Here is a 16,010-nt window from a genome sequence, read left to right as displayed (position 1 = left end):
CTGAAATCTCCGCTCACCCCACCTGTCTTTTGGCGAGCTTTCTCGCCAATGTCCGCCGGTGCATGCCCAGTCGGCGGGCCGCTTCGGAAATGTTGAAGTCGCTGTCCTTGAGCACTTCATGGATATGCTCCCATTCCAGCGTCTTGATGGAGGTCGGGCGCGGCGCCAGCGGGGTCGAGGGGTCGCCCGACGATCGCGAAAAGGCCGCTTCGATATCGTCGGTATTGGACGGCTTGGCGAGATAGTTGGAAGCGCCGAGCTTGATTGCCTCCACTGCCGTCGCAATGCTGGCAAAGCCGGTCAGCACCACGATCAGCATCCCCGGATCATGGGCATGCAGCGTTTGCACGCACACCAGTCCGGATTCCGCGCCCAGCTTCAGGTCCACTACCGCATGGGTCGGCCTGTGATCCGCCAGCAGCGTCACCAGCGAGGCATGATTGTCCGCCGTCAGCACGGTATAGCCGCGCCGCTCGAACGACCGCTTCAGCGTCCTGGCGAAGGCCTCGTCATCCTCGACCAGCATCAAAAGGCGTTCAGGGCTCACCCAATGTCTCCTCTTCCAGCCCGACCGTGCCCAGCGGCAGGCGCAGCAGGATCAGCGCCCCGCCGTCCGCGCCATTGCTCGCGCTCACGCTGCCGCCCAGCTTGCGCACCACATTGACGACAAGGAAAAGGCCAAGGCCATGGCCTTCCTTGCCCTTGCTCGACCGATAGGGCTTGCCGAAATCTTCCAGCATCTCGCCGGTGAAGCCGCTGCCATTGTCGCGCACCGCGATGTTGAGCGACGTGCTGTCGCGCCCGACGAGCAGGTCGATATAGCTCGCCCCGGCCTCCCGCGCATTGTCCAGCAGATTGCCGATGGCCTGCCGGATCACCGGATCGGCGATGATGCGCGGATAGTCGTGCGGGCCGAAGTCGCAGCGCAGCGGCATCCCCGGATTCGCCTTGCGCCAGTCGCTGGCGATGCCGTCGATGAATTCCCGCACATTGGTGATTGCGGGCGCCTCGCCCCGCGCTTCGCCGGATGAGAGGAGGATGCCCGTCACGATGGCCTTGCAGCGCCCGACCGCCGCCTGCATCTCCTGCACTTCCTCGACCAGGGCGGGGTGGTCCGTGATCTCTGTCATGTGTCGCCAGTCGCCCAGCACCACCGCGAGTTGGGACAGGGGGGTGCCCAGTTCATGCGCGGCGCCCGAAGCCAGCAGGCCCATGCGCACGATATGCTCCTCTTCCGCCGCCTGTTGCCGCAGCTTCGCCAGATAGGCGTCCCGCACCTGGAGATTGCGCGTCACCGGCAGCACGAACAGCACCAGCAGCACCGCGATCATGGTGAGGCAGATCCAGGTGCCGACGATATGCAGGTCGAACAAATGCCCTTGCAGCGCGCCGCTCAGGTCCAGCGGCCGGTAGTGCAGCGCCAGCAACCCCGCGCAGAGCGCCGAAACGAACACGATCCCCCAGATGCTCCAGCGGTCGAGCAGCACCGCGCCCAGCGCGACCTGCACCAGATAGAGCGAGATGAAGGGATTGGTCGCGCCGCCGGACAGGTAAAGCTGTGCCGTCAGCAGCAGCACGTCGAACAGCAACGACAGGAACAATTCGGCATGGGACACGTCGATCCGCTTGCGCAGCGCGCCGAAGCTGAGGCCGTTCATCAGGATCGCCATGCCCGCCACCAGCAGCATCGGTGCGATCGGCAGGCGGATGCCCATGCCGAAATGCACCGCCAATATGGTGACCAGTTGTCCCGCGATCGCCAGCCAGCGCAATTGTACCAACAGCGCCAGATTCTTGCGACCCGCGGCATCGGCCGGCCACTGGCTGGGTTGCCAGAGGGTACTGATAGGGAGGTTGCGGCTCATCCCCGGCGCTCTTTCCACTCCTGACGCATGACATAGATGTAAGCGCCCGCGACCATCGCGGCCAGAACGAACCATGTGAGCGCATATTGCAGATGGTGGTTGGGAAAGGTGACGACGGTCAGGCCGCCGACGGGCAGGCTGTCGGGACCGCAGGCGGCGTCGGCATCGATGAAATAGCCGGCGAGCGGTCCCTTGACCCCGCGCGCGGCGCCGATAGCCGTCACATCGCGGGAATACCAGCGGTCCGCCGCCGGATCGTTGGACCGCAGGAAGCCGCCGCCCGGCTCGTTCAGGCGCAGCAGGCCCGCCAGATGCACTTCGCCCGGTGGCCGGCCATAATCCTTGCGGCGTTCAGGCGGCACGAAGCCGCGATTGACGATCACGGTAAAGCCCCGGTCGGTGGCGAGCGGCGTCAGCACCCAGAAACCCGGGCCGCGCACGGTCACGGCCTGCACCAGCGCGGCCTTGTCATGCAGGAAATGGCCCGAAATGCGCACGCGGCGATATTCATCGGCCTTTAGGGCGATGCGGGGAGCGGAAACGGGAAGGGCATGAATCCGCGCATCGACGCGGGCGATCAGGTCGCGCTTCCAGCCCAGTCGCTGGATTTGCCAGGCGCCGAGCGCGCAAAATCCGGCGAAAAAGAAAAGGGCGATCAGCGTCAGGCCGATCGGGAAGGCCGGGGAACGCCGGCGGCGCTCCCCGGACTCGGGCGATGTCACGGCATCTCGCTCATCTGCTGCATCGCGGACATGTCCGCGTGCGGCATCATGTTGTTGTTGAGGTGGTACATGACCCACAGCGATCCCGACAGCACGATGACGACCAGAACGATGGTCAGCATCAGCGCCATGAAGGACCAGCCGCCCTCCAGACGGGTGTTCATGTGCAGGAAGTAGATCATGTGGACGACCATCTGCACCGCGGCAAAGCCCATGATGACCACGCCGGTCAGTTGCGGGTCGTTCAGCACGCCGGTCATGACCAGCCAGAAGGGAATGGCCGTCAGGATGACCGACAGGCCGAAACCGATCATGTAGCTGCCGAAGCTGCCGTGCGAATGGTCATCATGATGATCGTCGTGGTGACCGTGGCTATGGACTGCATCGCTCACCGCAGCACTCCCAACAGATAGACAAAGGTGAAGACGCCGATCCAGATGACGTCCAGGAAGTGCCAGAACATCGACAGGCACATCAGGCGGCGCTTGTTGGCGGGGATCAGGCCCTTCCTGGCGACCTGCACCATCAGCGTGATCAGCCAGATCGAACCGAAGGTGACGTGCAGGCCGTGCGTGCCGACCAGCGTGAAGAAGGACGACAGGAAGGCCGAACGCTGCGGACCCGCGCCCTCATGGATGAGGTGCGAGAATTCGTAGAGTTCGATGAACAGGAACGCGCCGCCGAACAGCAGCGTGACGAACAGCCAGCCCTGGGTGGCGCTGATCCGGTTCTTCTCCATCGCCAGCATGGCGAAGCCGTAGGTGATCGACGAGAACAGCAGCATCGCGGTGTTGAGCGCGATCAGCGGCAGGTCGAACAGGTCCTTCGGTCCCGGCCCGCCGGCATAGCTGCCGCCGAGCACGGCATAGGTGGCGAAGAGGATGGCGAAGATGAGACAGTCGCTCATCAGGTACATCCAGAAGCCCAGATTGGTGCTGTGGCCTTCGTGGAGGTGCGGCTCCTCGGGCAAATGATATGCCCGAGGTTCCATCGTTGCAGTTGCGCTGCTCATGAGTGTCACACTCCCGCCGCGAGGATGCGCGTGCGCTCTTCCTCGGTGCGCGTCACCACATCCGCGGGGATGTAGAAGTCGCGCTTGTAGTTGAAGGTATGGCCGATGGCGACCGCGATCATCCCGACGAAGCTGAGGCCGGCAAGCCACCAGATGTACCAGATGAGCGAGAAGCCGCAGAGCGTCGCCAGAGCGGCGAGGATGACGCCCGCGCCCGTGCTGCTCGGCATGTGGATCGCCTGATAACCCGACAGCGGACGCTGGTAGTTGTTCCGCTTCATGTCGGCCCAGGTGTCGGTGTCATAGACCACCGGCGTGAAGGCGAAATTATACTCCGGCGGGGGCGAGCTGGTCGCCCATTCCAGGGTACGGCCATCCCAGGGATCGCCTTCCACCTTCAGTTCGTCGCGCTTCCAGATGGAAACGGCGAACTGCACCAGCATCGCACCGATGCCCGCCGCGATGATGGCGGCGCCGACGGCGGCGATGATGAACCAGATGTGCAGCGACGGATCGTCGAACACCCGCATGCGGCGGGTCACGCCCATGAAGCCCAATATGTAGAGCGGGGTGAAAGCCAGCCAGAACCCGACCTGCCAGCACCAGAAGCTCACCTTGCCCCAGAACTGGTTCAGCCGGAAGCCGAACGCCTTGGGCCACCAGTAGTTGATCGCCGCGAAGATGCCGAACAGCACGCCGCCGATGATCACGTTATGGAAGTGCGCGATCAGGAACAGCGAGTTGTGCAGCACGAAGTCCGCGGGCGGAACGGCGAGCATGACGCCGGTCATGCCGCCGATGGTGAAGGTCAGCATGAACGCGACGGCCCACATCATCGGCAGTTCGAAACGGATCTTGCCGCGATACATGGTGAAGAGCCAGTTGAAGAGCTTCGCACCCGTCGGGATCGAGATGATCATCGTCGTGATGCCGAAGAAGCTGTTGACGCTGGCGCCCGAACCCATGGTGAAGAAGTGGTGCAGCCACACCAGGTAGGACAGCACCATGATGCAGCAGGTCGCATAGACCATCGACGTGTAGCCGAACAGCCGCTTGCCCGAGAAGGTCGAGACGACTTCGGAAAAGACGCCGAACAGCGGCAGGATGAGGATGTAGACTTCCGGGTGGCCCCAGATCCAGATGAGGTTGACGTACATCATCGGGTTGCCGCCGAAATCATTGGTGAAGAAGGCGGTGCCCGCATAGCGGTCGAGCGACAGCAGCACGAGCGTCGCGGTCAGGATGGGGAAGGAAGCGACGATCAGGATGTTCGCGCAGAGCGAGGTCCAGGTGAACACTGGCATCTTCATGAGCGACATGCCCGGCGCGCGCATCTTCACGATGGTCGCGATCAGGTTGATGCCCGACAGGGTCGTGCCGACGCCGGCCACCTGGAGCGCCCAGATATAATAATCCACACCCGTGGCCGGGCTGTAGGCCAGTCCCGACAGCGGCGGGTAGGCGAGCCAGCCGGTCTGGGCGAACTCGCCCAGGAACAGCGAGATCATCACCAGCACCGCGCCGCCCGTGGTCATCCAGAACGAGAAATTGTTCAGGAAGGGGAAGGACACGTCGCGCGCGCCGATCTGGAGCGGAACGATATAGTTCATGAGGCCGGTGATGAACGGCATCGCCACGAAGAAGATCATGATGACGCCGTGGGCGGTGAACACCTGATCATAATGGTGGGCGTTCAGATAGCCTTCCGACCCGTTGAAGGCGAGCGCCTGCTGCAACCGCATCATGATCGCGTCGGCAAAGCCGCGCAGGAACATGATCAGGCCCAGCACCATGTACATGATGCCGATCTTCTTGTGGTCGACGCTGGTGAACCATTCCTTCCAGAGATAGCCCCAGAGCTTGAAATAGGTGAGCGCCGCGACCATCGCCGCGCCGCCCAGCACCACCGCGACGAATGTCGCCACGACGATGGGTTCATGCCATGGGAATGCATCCCATGTCAGACGACCGAAGATCATCTGCGTTGTTGTGAGTGTGCCAGACATGGACCTTACCGATTCTGCGCGTGCGCGTCAGCGCCGCTGTGAGAAGAGTGATCGGCCGCAGGCGTTGCGGTTGCGCCGGGAGCGTCGGGGGCGGTTTCCTGCCCCCTGTTCACGTCGGCCTGATCGATCACATGGCCATTGGGATAGTCATATTTCAGACCCTGGGTGTCCCTGGCCGATTCCTTGCCAGCTCCGCCCATCATGTTGACGTGCATCAGCTCGCCCATGCAGCGTTGGCCGGCCTTGGGACAGAGGTTGACGATCGCGTCGAACAGCTTGGGATCGGCGGCGGCATAATAGGCGACCGGCGCCTTTTCGCTGGGCTTGGCAAGCGTCAGATAGGCGTTGCGGTCGAGACGCGCGCTGCTGGCCTTCGCCTTGGCGACCCAGGCGTCGAAACCGGCCCGGTCCAGCGCCTTGTAGGCAAAGCGCATATGGCTGAAGCCCGCGCCCGAATAGTTGGCGGAGAAGCCGACGCTGCCGACCGGCTTGTTGGCGACGGCGTGCAATTGCGTCTTCATCCCCGGCATGGCGTAGATCTGCCCGGCCAGTTCGGGAATGTAGAAGCTGTTCATCACCGTCGACGCGGTGATGTCGAACCGCACCGGCACATTGGTCGGCAACGCCAGTTCGTTGACGGTGGCGATGCCCAGTTCCGGATAGATGAACAGCCATTTCCAGTCGAGCGCGACGACTTCGACCGTCAGCGGCTTCACCTTGGGATCGATGGCGGTCTTCGCGTCGATCCGGTCCAGCGGCCGATAGGGATCGAGCTTGTGCGTGCTCACCCAGGTGAGGGCGCCCAGCGCGATGATGATCAGCAGCGGCGCGGACCAGATCAGCAGTTCCAGCTTGGTGGAATGATCCCAATCCGGATCGTAATCCTTTGCAACCGCCTCGTTCGCCGCGCGATAGCGCCATGCGAACCAGACGATCAACGCCATGACGGGGACGACGATGAGGAGCATCAGCGCGACCGAAATCAGGATCAGGTCGCGTTGTTGCACCGCAATATCGCCCGACGGGTTCATCACGACCCAGTTGCAGCCCGCCAGCGGCGCCGCAAGGATCGGAGCGGACCAACGGAAAAGCCGGGTCCAGTTGGGTGAAAGAGGGTGTGACATGGCGCGCGCCTACCCCTTCTGCACAGAGTCGGATAGTGGGCAATTTGTCCCATTGTACGCAGATGCAAAAAATGCTTGAGGCATGGGATACTGCTTAGACTCTGCGGGTTTTCTGTTATGTTGCCTTTTCGTGGCCGCCGGCAGAGCATAAAATCGTTCCGGTGGCTTAGCCAAGGAGCGGATGCCTATGAGTTCACAGGCCATGACCTTCACCTCGCGATCGCTGGAGGATGATGCACGCCTGATCAATGCGCGGGATCACAGGATCGCGCCGGGTGATATTTCCATCGGAGTCATCATCGGTCGAACCTCCGAATTTTTTGACTTCTTCGTCTATGCCATCGCGTCGGTTATCGTTTTTCCGAGCCTGGTCTTCCCTTATGTCGATGCGCTGACGGGAACCCTCTATTCCTTCGCGATCTTCTCCGTGGCCTTCATCACGCGCCCCATCGGGTCGCTGATCTTCATGGCGATCGACCGGCATTATGGCCGGGGCACGAAGCTGACCATCGCCCTGTTCCTGCTGGGCGGCTCCACCGCGTCGATCGCCTTTATGCCCGGATATGCGACGATCGGCAATTACGCGGCGGTCGTTTTGATCATTTTGCGCGCCGCACAAGGCATTGCGCTGGGCGGAACATGGGATGGCCTCGCTTCGCTGCTGTCGCTTAATGCGCCGCAGCATCAGCGCGGATGGTATGCCATGGTGCCGCAACTCGGCGCGCCGCTGGCGTTGCTGGTGGCGAGCGGGCTGTTCGCCTTCTTCCTGCTGTCGCTCTCCCGCGCCGATTTCCTCGACTGGGGCTGGCGCTATCCCTTCTTCGTTGCCTTTGCGATCAACGTCGTGGCGCTGTTCGCCCGGCTGCGAATCGTGGTGACGCATGAATTCGAGCGCTTGTTCGAACAGCGTGACCTCCAGCCGTCCGAAGTGTTGCCGACCGTCCGCGCGGAGGGGCGCAACATCGTCATCGGCGCTTTTGCCCCGCTGGCCAGCTTCGCGTTGTTCCATATGGTGACGGTGTTCCCGCTGAGCTGGGTTGCGCTTTTCACGCAGCAGCCACTCGAACGCTTCCTCATCATCGAGATGATCGGGGCCTCGGTCGGCTTGCTCGCCATCGTCGTGTCGGGCTTTGTCGCGGATCAGATCGGCCGCCGCTCGCTGCTCGCATGGTCGGCGCTTGGCATCGCGATTTTCAGCGTGCTCGCGCCTGTCCTGCTGAACGGCGGGGATCTGGGCGAAGTTGCCTTCATGATCCTGGGCTTCATGCTGCTGGGACTGGCATTCGGCCAATCCTCCGGCGTGGTGGCGTCGAACTTCGCGACCGAGGCGCGCTATACCGGATCGGCCCTGACGTCCGACCTTGCATGGCTGGTCGGCGCGGGCTTCGCGCCGCTCGTCGCGCTGCTGCTGTCGGTGAAATTCGGCCTTGCCGCATCGGGCGCCTATCTGCTCTCCGGCGCGCTGGCGACGATGGTGGCGCTCTACGTCAACAAGGAACTGGCGGCGCGCGACCGCTGAACGGGAAAGGGGGGAGCGTTATCGCTTCCCCCGCATCCGTGCCAGCGCCTTGCGGTCGAACCATCCGGTCGGCAGCGGGCGTGGCGCAAAACGCGGCAACCATGCATCATAGAGGCCGGCCATGCACACCGGCAGGCCCGATACGCCGTCCCGGCGCATGATGTCGGAAATGATGCGGTTCTGGAAAAAGCGGATGGAATAATTGGTCATGCGCCGATACTGCATCGCCAGCGTCGCGGGGCGCAGCAGGCTCACCGTCTCGCAGCGAAAACCGGCTTCCTCGCAGGCGATGATCCGCTCCAGATCCCAATCCGCATCGCGCCCCAGATCGGTATGCGCCCAGGCAGCCACCAGCCCGTCGTCGCCGACCAGATCTTCGGGAAGCCGCAACCCCCGCGCTCGAATGGCCGCGACGAAGCGCCCGGACAGGGCGTAGAGATCGCCGAACAGCCCCCGCTCGTCGCGCAGGCTCTGGCGATACCGTTCCATGGACCGTCCATTGACCGGCATCCCCGCCGCCGCATTGGCATCCGCCCGCGCCGCAAGGCCCGCCGCCAGGGCATCGATCGACCCGGCGACGATCTCCGCATCGCCGTCCATGAAGACGACCGCATCCTCCTCGCCGCTCAGCAGGTCGTGGACGAAATGGTTCCACGTCCGCGATTTTCCCCCTTCGGCAATGTCGTGAACGAGGACATTGCCTCGCCCCCGCGCCAATTCCCGCGCCCGGGCGGCGGTCCCGTCCGTCGATCCGTTCACCAGCACATGAAAAACCATGTCCGCCCGATCCAGCGGCAGCGACGCCAGGCAAAGCCCGATCCGCCGCTCCTCCTGATGCGCGAAGATGCCGACCGCGATACCCACCTTCAGCGGAAGTCCCAGCTTTGCTGCCCATGCTGCATCAGGTCGAGTCCTTCGGCCTCCTCCCGCGCACTGATCCGTGGCGGCATCGCCACCGACAGGATCAGCGCGATGATCGCCGACCCCATCATCGCCCAGAGCGCAACCGCTGCGATGCCGGCGATCTGCGCGACGAAGGCGCCGCCCAGGCTGACCCCCGCGGCAAAGCCGACCCCGCCCAGGGCCGGCAGGGCAAAGGGCATCAGCAACAGCATGCCGGTCAGCCCGCCCAGCCCATGGATCAGGAATATGTCCGCCGCATCGTCGATTCGCGTGCCCAGCAACGCCTTGCCGATGCGGCAGAGCATCGCCGCGACCAGCCCGATGACCATCGCGCCGCCGGGTCCCACCACCGCCGCCGAGGCGGAGATCGCCACCAGTCCCGCCAGCGCACCCGATGCGGGACCTGCGGCCGTCACCCGGCCTCCATCGATCCGCTCCACCGCCATCCAGCCGCACGCGCCCGCGCAAGCCGCGAAATGGGCATTGAGAATGGCAGTCGCGGCCTCATCGGTCGCGCCCAGCGCCCAGCCGCCGACGATTCCCATCCAGCCGATCCACAGCAGCGCGCCGCCCGCCAATCCCAGCAGTGGCGCATGTCCGCTGGCAGCCGCCCGCCGCTTGCCCACGACCAGCGTCAGGGCCAATGCCGAAAAGCCGGCGCAGAGATGAACGACCAACGCGCCCGCGAAATCCAGCACGCCCATATGCGCAAGCCATCCGCCACCCCAGACCCAGTGGACCACGGGCGCATAGACCAGCAGCAGCCAGAGGAGGGCGAAGGCGGTCATCCATCCCATCTTCACCCGCCCGGCGACCGCGCCCGGCAGCAGGCAGGCGGCAAATATGGCCAGCGTCATCTGAAACAGGACAAAGGCGGACTCCGGTATGGTCAGCCCGTCCCGCAACGCCCCGAGGTCCGCCAGCAGAATATTTGCCCCGCCGCCCAGCCAACTGCTCCCCGGCGCATAGGCGAGACTGTAGCCGATCGTCGCCCAGAGCAGCGAAATCCCGGCGGCCACCACAAATCCCTGCACGATCACCGACAGGCCGCTACGCGCATGGGTCAGCCCGGCATGGCGCAGCATCAATCCGGGCAGGGCGGCCAGAAGCACCAACAGGCCGCACAGGATCATCCAGGCGGTATCGCCGCTATCGGCCACGGCGACCTGGGCCATGGCCGGCCGGGGTAGCAGCAGCAGCGCGGAAAAAAGGGGGAGGGCAAGCAAATGACGCATCGGGCAATCCGGCAATCCAGAAGTCGGATTGTCCTAACGCATTCGAAGTAAAGACTTGCCTAACCTTATCCCCTGTCCAGCAGCTCCGCTACGGGGCGGCTATGAACGCGCCGAAGCTGCGCGGTTGCCTCAATAGGCCTCCCCGCCGCAACTGATCCGCCCCGTCCCGCGATTGTCGACGCTGCAAGCCGCCTTGCCGATCACCGTGACATCGCCGGAGCCCGAGGCCGTTACCTTGGCGGTCACATCGGCGGTCAGCGTGGTGGTTCCCGGTCCGTCATTCGCGACCGCCGCCTGCCGCGCCTTCAGGCCCTCCGCCGCGACCGCGCCCGGCCCGTTCACACGCAGGTTGGCGATCCCGGCGCGCCCGGCCAGGGTTGCCCGCCCGGCACCGGCAACGAACAGATTGAGCTGGTCCAGATCGACCGCCGCCACGCTGATGTCGCCATTGCCGCCCAGCACGATATCGCCGCGCAGCCCCTTCATGCGGCTCACCGACACCGATCCGCCACCCGTCAGCACGATCCGCCCCAGATCGCCGGTCGACAGCCGCACTATGGCCCGTCCGCCGCTCTTTTCACCCGGCCGCGCCTTGGCCATGGTGACGGCAAGCGAGCGCCCGGACACGTCCAGTTTCAGCCGGTCCAGCGCCGCCTGATCCCCCTCGGCCCGCGCCGAAGCGCCTGCGCCGGTGGTGACGATGACCTCCACCGGCGCATCGACCCGGATCGCGTCGAAGCTGGCGATGGTGAAGCCCCGCGTCGCCGCTCCGGCCGGTGTCGTCAGCGCGATGGCGCCGATCGCGATCAGGGTGCGCAATGCGCTTCGCCCGTTCCCATGCGTTTGGTTGTACATTGGGCCTTGCCTTTCACCGTCACGTCGCCGGTTCCCATGATGCTGATAGCGACCGGCCCGTCGGAGGCAAGGTCGACATCGCCCGTCCCCTGCACGCTGATGTCCGCCTTGCCGGCCTTCAGCCGCTCCGCGTCCACGCTGCCGGTTCCGGTGGTCGAGACGTTCGCGTCGGCCACGGTTCCGGCCAGTTCCACATCGCCCGATCCCGTCAACTCCACCCGCAACGCGTCGAGTTTCACCGCGGCGATCTTCAATTCGCCCGTCCCGGTCAGCGACAGGTCGAGCGCCTTGCCCTCCGCACGGTCGAGCGTCATCTCGCCCGTTCCGGTGAGGCTCAACGCCTGCACGGCGGGCATGGTGACGCGGACGGTCGCACCCTTGTCGCTTTCCAGAAGGCCGGACATGCCCGGTTTGCGCCCGATCTTCAGCTCGCCATTCTCGATCCGGATGTCGAGCTTGCCGATGGCCTTGGGATCGCCTTCGGGCTTTACGGAAAAGCCATTGCCGACGGTGATGGCGACATTGTCCGGCCCGGTCGCATCGACGGCCGTGAAGTCCTTGAGCGTGGACCAGTCGCTGACCGTCTGCGCCTGATCGGCGGTCGATTCCGGGCTGCGGCCGCACGCGCTCGTCACCATCGCAATCCCGGCGATCAGCATCAGGGAACGGGGCAGGGGCATCAATCATCTCCCAACTGTATTGCCATAATAGTACACAGGGGGCTTGACGGTTCAAGCCCCCTTGTTCGCCGAGGGGCGATGCGAACCAGCCGGTGATGCCGCCGCCGTCGCCCTGCGTGTCGCCAATGCGCCGATGCGTCCGGCTTGGAACAGGGACAGCCTCTTCCGGCGCTTCGCCAAATAGCGGGGGACGCTTGATCCCATGGGGGCAGGGGCCTAAACCCCCGGCCATGACCCATGCTTCCTATCCGGCGCTTCGCCTGCGCCGCACCCGCGCTTCGGCCTGGAGCCGGGCGATGTACGCCGAAAACCGCCTCACCCCCAGCGACTTCATCTGGCCGCTCTTCGTCACCGAAGGGCAGGGGGTCGAGGAACCGATCAAGTCGCTGCCTGGCGTATCGCGCTGGTCGGTGGACCTGATGGTAGAGCGCGCGAAGGAAGCGCAGGCTGCGGGTATTCCCTGCCTCGCCCTCTTCCCCAATACCCAGCCTGAGCGTCGTAGCGATGACGGGGAAGAGGCGCTTAATCCCGACAATCTGATGTGCCGCGCCATCCGCGCCATCAAGGATGCGGTGCCCGACATCGGTATCCTGACCGACGTGGCGCTTGACCCCTATACCGCCCATGGCCAGGACGGGCTGCTGGACGAGGCGGGCTATGTCGTCAATGATGCCACCATCGACGTTCTCATCGGCCAGTCGCTCAATCAGGCGGCGGCGGGCGCGGACATCATCGCGCCCAGCGACATGATGGACGGCCGCGTCGGCGCCATCCGCGAGGCGCTGGAGGAGGAAGGCCATGCCAATGTGCAGATCATGGCCTATGCCGCCAAATATGCGAGCGCCTTTTACGGTCCATTCCGCGATGCGGTCGGCTCCAGCGGCCTGCTGAAAGGCAATAAGAAAACCTATCAGATGGACCCCGCCAACAGCGAGGAAGCGTTGCGCGAAGTCGCGCTCGACCTGGCGGAAGGCGCCGACAGCGTCATGGTGAAGCCGGGCCTGCCCTATCTCGACATCATCGCGCGGGTGAAGGACGCCTTCGCCGTACCCGTCTTCGCTTATCAGGTGTCGGGCGAATATGCGATGCTGGAGGCCGCCGCCGCCGTGGGGGCGGGGGATCGGGACGCGCTGGTGCTGGAAACGCTGATGGCGTTCAAGCGTGCGGGCTGTTCGGGCGTGCTCACCTATCATGCGCTCCACGCCGCGCGCCTGTTGGGAGCCTGAGCATGACCGATCATCCCGAAGTCACCATCCTGCCCATCAACGGCAAGACGCCGGTCATCCACCCCAGCGCCTTCATCGCGCCGGGATGCCGGATCATCGGGGATGTGGAGATCGGTCCCGATGTCAGCATCTGGTATAATTGCGTGATCCGGGCGGACGTGAACTCCATCCATATCGGCGCGCGCACCAATATCCAGGACGGCACGGTGGTCCATTGCGACAGCCCCGGCGACCATATTGACGGCCGCCCGTCCGAAGGCTGGCCGACGATCATCGGTGAGGATGTGCTGATCGGCCATATGGCGATGGTTCATGGCTGCGTATTGAAGGATCGCGCCTTCGTCGGCCTGGGCGCCATCGTCATGAGCGGTTGTACGGTGGAAAGCGACGCCATGCTGGCTGCGGGCGCCTTGCTCTCACCGGGCAAGACCGTGCCGCATCGCCAGCTATGGGCGGGCCGCCCCGCCAAATATATGCGCGATCTGTCGGACGAGGTGGTGGTCGACATGCGCGAGGGTGTCGAACATTATGTCCACAATGGAAAGGCGCATAAGGGAGCGGTGAAGGCCGCCTTTTCGCGCGATTGATCCGACGCCTTCATTCCAGGGCCCGATGCGCTTGACCCATCGGGCTTCGGTTGGGCCCGTGCGACGCGTGAGCATGTGCAAGCGTGATGCGTCAGCATCTCAGCGCCTCGGCATGAGATGGACAATGCGCTCTAGGGCTGTGCCAGGCGTCCCCTGAGCGCATCGAGTCGGTCATTCTGCCCGTCGACGATCCGCAGCGCCGAAGCCCGCGCTGTGTCGATTGCGTCGATCCCGCCATGGACCTTGCCCTCGGATACCGCGTTGCTGCGCTCGACATAGAGCACGTCCAGGCTCGCGAGCGCGGAAACGCTGTCGTTGCGCGCGGATTCCAGTGCACTCAGCGTTGTCTGCGCTGCGACCCAAGCCTCGCTCGATACCGCCGATCCCGAAGCTGCGCGCGTCGCCTTGTCCGCCGCTGGCCATGCCTTGTCGAACGCCGCGCGGCCCGCCTGCACCTGTGCCGTCAGCCGGTCGACATTCTGGACCAGTTCGGGTTCCGGCACGACCGGTGAGGGCGGGGGCGCCGCCTCGGCAATGGGCGCGCTCTCGATCGCCCGTTTGGCGAGCGAGGGATAACCCTGGAAGCTGCTGGCGCAACCGGACAGGAACAGGATCAAGGACGGAAGGAGCCGACGCGGGTTCATGAATCGCATCTAGGATGTGCCGCGCTGCGAGGCAAGCTTAGCGGGACAGCGCCGCCGCTTCGCGTGCCAAGGCTTCGATCTTCGCCGGATCGACCGGCCCCTTGGGCACGACCCAGCTCCCGCCGACGCATTTGATGAAGGGTTCGGCCAGCCATTTGGGCGCGCTTTCCGCCGTGATTCCGCCGGTCGGGCAGAAACGCGCGGTGTGCAGCGGCGCGGCCAGGGCCTTGAGCGCGGGCAATCCGCCGGATGTTTCCGCCGGGAAGAATTTGAAGTGCGACAGCCCCATGTCCATCCCGCGCATGATGTCGGCCGCCGTCGCGGTGCCGGGCAGGAACGGAATTTTCGCCGCGATCGCTGCTTTGCCCAGTGGTTCGGTCAGGCCGGGGCTGACGATGAAACGCGCGCCGGCCTCCATCGCGGCGTCCAGCTGCGCGGGATTGAGGACTGTGCCTGCGCCCACGACCGCACCCTCCACCTTCGCCATTTCGCGGATCACATCCAGAGCCGCGGGCGTACGCAGCGTCACTTCCAGCGCGGGCAGCCCGCCCTTCACCAGCGCCTGCGCGATCGGCAGGGCGTCCTCGACCCGATCGACCACCAGCACCGGGATCACCGGAGCCAGTTCCATCACCTGTTCCACGCTCCAGATCATTATTTCTTCTCCCGAAAGGCTGCGGCCGCGCCGTAAAGCCCGATTTCATCATGCAGGGCAAGCCTGATCGGCACGGATTTCATCAGGCTTTCGAACCGCCCCTTGGCGGTGAAGCGCTGATGGAAACCGCTCTGCGGCAGCAATTCGCGCATCCGTTGCGTCAGGCCACCCGCCAGCACGACGCTATGGGGGCCTTGCGCCAGCGCCAGATCGCCCGCGACCGAGCCATAGGACATGCAGAAACGGTCAAAAGCCGCCCGTGCAAATTCGTCGGTGCCGTCGATGGCCGCCTGCCAAAGCTCGGCATCCTCCATCAGCACGACCCGGTCATGGCCGATGGTCGCCATCGCCTTGTAGATATTGTTGAGGCCCGGACCCGACACGATCCGCTCAGTCGACACGCGCAGGAATTTGTCGCGCAGATAGGCGAGGATCTTCTCCTCCAGCGGATCGAGCGGCGCAAAGTCCAGATGCCCGCCCTCGGTCGCGATGACATGCGGTTCGCCATCGTCAAAGGCGATCATGGCGACGCCCAGGCCGGTGCCGGGTCCCAGGATGGTCACCCCGCCATCGCGGGGGAAAGGCTTCTCCTCCCCGAACAGCAGCGGCAGATTCTCCTGCGGCAGGCGGGCGACGGCATGGGCCACCGCCTCGAAATCATTGACCAGCCGCAGGTGCTTGAGGCCCAAATCCTCGTCCAGCGTATCGGGCCGGATCACCCAAGCGCTGTTGGTCAGCTTGATGACCTCCCGCCCGATCGCGGTCGCGAAGGCGATGGAGGCCGAGGTCGGCAGATCGCCACCCTCATCCTCGACAAAGGCGGCCCAGCAGGCCTGAAGGCTGGGATAATCCGCGACCTTATATTTGCGCACCTTGCCCAATGTGGGGACATTGCGGGCGTTCAGCCGGGCGCGGGCGAAACGGGCATTGGTTCCGCCGATGTCTGCTGCAATGATCTCGGTCATATTTTCTCTCCG

The 16,010-nt window shown here is 64.6% G+C and carries 17 protein-coding genes; 3 read left to right on the top strand and 14 right to left on the bottom strand.

The genetic code is table 11. The annotated features are described in order from the left end of the window. Positions 1-13: 13 nt before the first annotated feature. The 7 genes from F7P65_RS03510 to cyoA are packed head-to-tail and all read right to left on the bottom strand — an operon-like array spanning position 14 to position 6,729. Entirely contained in the window at positions 14-547 is a 534-nt protein-coding gene (locus F7P65_RS03510; RefSeq protein WP_150290372.1) for a response regulator transcription factor, read from the bottom strand. Further along, positions 537-1,865, bottom strand: a complete 1,329-nt coding sequence (locus tag F7P65_RS03505) for an ATP-binding protein (RefSeq protein WP_150290371.1) — start codon at positions 1,863-1,865, stop codon at positions 537-539. Before F7P65_RS03505 ends, F7P65_RS03510 begins: the two co-directional genes overlap by 11 nt. Continuing rightward, on the bottom strand, positions 1,862-2,587 hold the full coding sequence (locus F7P65_RS03500; RefSeq protein ID WP_150290370.1) for an SURF1 family protein: 726 nt from the start codon (positions 2,585-2,587) through the stop codon (positions 1,862-1,864). The genes F7P65_RS03505 and F7P65_RS03500 overlap by 4 nt, the downstream gene beginning before the upstream one ends. Next, positions 2,584-2,979, bottom strand: coding sequence for a cytochrome o ubiquinol oxidase subunit IV (gene cyoD, locus F7P65_RS03495; RefSeq protein WP_150290369.1), 396 nt, complete (start codon positions 2,977-2,979; stop codon positions 2,584-2,586). The genes F7P65_RS03500 and cyoD overlap by 4 nt, the downstream gene beginning before the upstream one ends. Then, on the bottom strand, positions 2,976-3,578 hold the full coding sequence (gene cyoC / locus F7P65_RS03490; RefSeq protein ID WP_240334179.1) for a cytochrome o ubiquinol oxidase subunit III: 603 nt from the start codon (positions 3,576-3,578) through the stop codon (positions 2,976-2,978). Before cyoC ends, cyoD begins: the two co-directional genes overlap by 4 nt. Positions 3,579-3,604: 26 nt before the next feature. Beyond that, positions 3,605-5,605: a cytochrome o ubiquinol oxidase subunit I gene (gene cyoB / locus F7P65_RS03485; protein WP_150290367.1), complete on the bottom strand. Its 2,001-nt coding sequence runs from the start codon at positions 5,603-5,605 to the stop codon at positions 3,605-3,607. A gap of 5 nt (positions 5,606-5,610) precedes the next feature. After that, complete coding sequence (cyoA, locus tag F7P65_RS03480; protein WP_150290366.1) at positions 5,611-6,729, bottom strand: ubiquinol oxidase subunit II; 1,119 nt, start codon at positions 6,727-6,729, stop codon at positions 5,611-5,613. Between the two features lie 187 nt (positions 6,730-6,916). On the opposite strand from cyoA, the gene F7P65_RS03475 reads away from it, so the two are divergent. Next, positions 6,917-8,248, top strand: a complete 1,332-nt coding sequence (locus F7P65_RS03475; RefSeq protein ID WP_150290365.1) for an MFS transporter — start codon at positions 6,917-6,919, stop codon at positions 8,246-8,248. Between the two features lie 18 nt (positions 8,249-8,266). On the opposite strand, the gene F7P65_RS03470 is transcribed toward F7P65_RS03475, so the two are convergent. From F7P65_RS03470 to F7P65_RS03455, 4 genes are all read right to left on the bottom strand, one after another. Further along, positions 8,267-9,112, bottom strand: coding sequence for a glycosyltransferase family 2 protein (locus F7P65_RS03470; protein ID WP_150290364.1), 846 nt, complete (start codon positions 9,110-9,112; stop codon positions 8,267-8,269). Positions 9,113-9,114: 2 nt separating this feature from the next. Continuing rightward, positions 9,115-10,386 carry an ammonium transporter gene (locus F7P65_RS03465; protein WP_150290363.1) on the bottom strand — a complete coding sequence of 424 codons (1,272 nt, stop codon included), beginning with the start codon at positions 10,384-10,386 and terminating at the stop codon, positions 9,115-9,117. A 129-nt stretch (positions 10,387-10,515) separates the two neighbouring features. After that, the gene (locus F7P65_RS03460; protein WP_150290362.1) at positions 10,516-11,241 is read right to left on the bottom strand and encodes a GIN domain-containing protein; all 726 of its coding nucleotides are present in this window, start codon (positions 11,239-11,241) and stop codon (positions 10,516-10,518) included. Next, positions 11,193-11,921, bottom strand: a complete 729-nt coding sequence (locus F7P65_RS03455) for a head GIN domain-containing protein (protein ID WP_150290361.1) — start codon at positions 11,919-11,921, stop codon at positions 11,193-11,195. The genes F7P65_RS03460 and F7P65_RS03455 overlap by 49 nt, the downstream gene beginning before the upstream one ends. Before the next feature lie 230 nt (positions 11,922-12,151). Between F7P65_RS03455 and hemB the strand changes: the two genes are divergently transcribed. Further along, a complete protein-coding gene (hemB, locus tag F7P65_RS03450; RefSeq protein ID WP_150290360.1) occupies positions 12,152-13,147 on the top strand; it encodes a porphobilinogen synthase in 996 nt (331 codons plus the stop codon). A 2-nt stretch (positions 13,148-13,149) separates the two neighbouring features. Further along, positions 13,150-13,734: a gamma carbonic anhydrase family protein gene (locus F7P65_RS03445; RefSeq protein ID WP_150290359.1), complete on the top strand. Its 585-nt coding sequence runs from the start codon at positions 13,150-13,152 to the stop codon at positions 13,732-13,734. Positions 13,735-13,865: 131 nt separating this feature from the next. Here the strand turns inward: F7P65_RS03445 and F7P65_RS03440 are convergent, their stop codons facing one another. Genes F7P65_RS03440 through glk form a run of 3 tightly spaced genes read right to left on the bottom strand, consistent with a single transcriptional unit; the run spans position 13,866 to position 15,998 of the window. Further along, complete coding sequence (locus F7P65_RS03440; protein WP_150290358.1) at positions 13,866-14,378, bottom strand: hypothetical protein; 513 nt, start codon at positions 14,376-14,378, stop codon at positions 13,866-13,868. A 37-nt stretch (positions 14,379-14,415) separates the two neighbouring features. Further along, complete coding sequence (gene eda / locus F7P65_RS03435; RefSeq protein WP_150290357.1) at positions 14,416-15,033, bottom strand: bifunctional 4-hydroxy-2-oxoglutarate aldolase/2-dehydro-3-deoxy-phosphogluconate aldolase; 618 nt, start codon at positions 15,031-15,033, stop codon at positions 14,416-14,418. Next, on the bottom strand, positions 15,033-15,998 hold the full coding sequence (glk, locus tag F7P65_RS03430) for a glucokinase (protein ID WP_150290356.1): 966 nt from the start codon (positions 15,996-15,998) through the stop codon (positions 15,033-15,035). Before glk ends, eda begins: the two co-directional genes overlap by 1 nt. Between the last annotated feature and the right edge of the window lie 12 nt (positions 15,999-16,010).

The organism is Sphingobium estronivorans (assembly GCF_008692605.1).
Classification (GTDB): Bacteria; Pseudomonadota; Alphaproteobacteria; order Sphingomonadales; family Sphingomonadaceae; genus Sphingobium; species Sphingobium estronivorans.
This window is presented reverse-complemented; position numbering and strand designations above follow the sequence as displayed.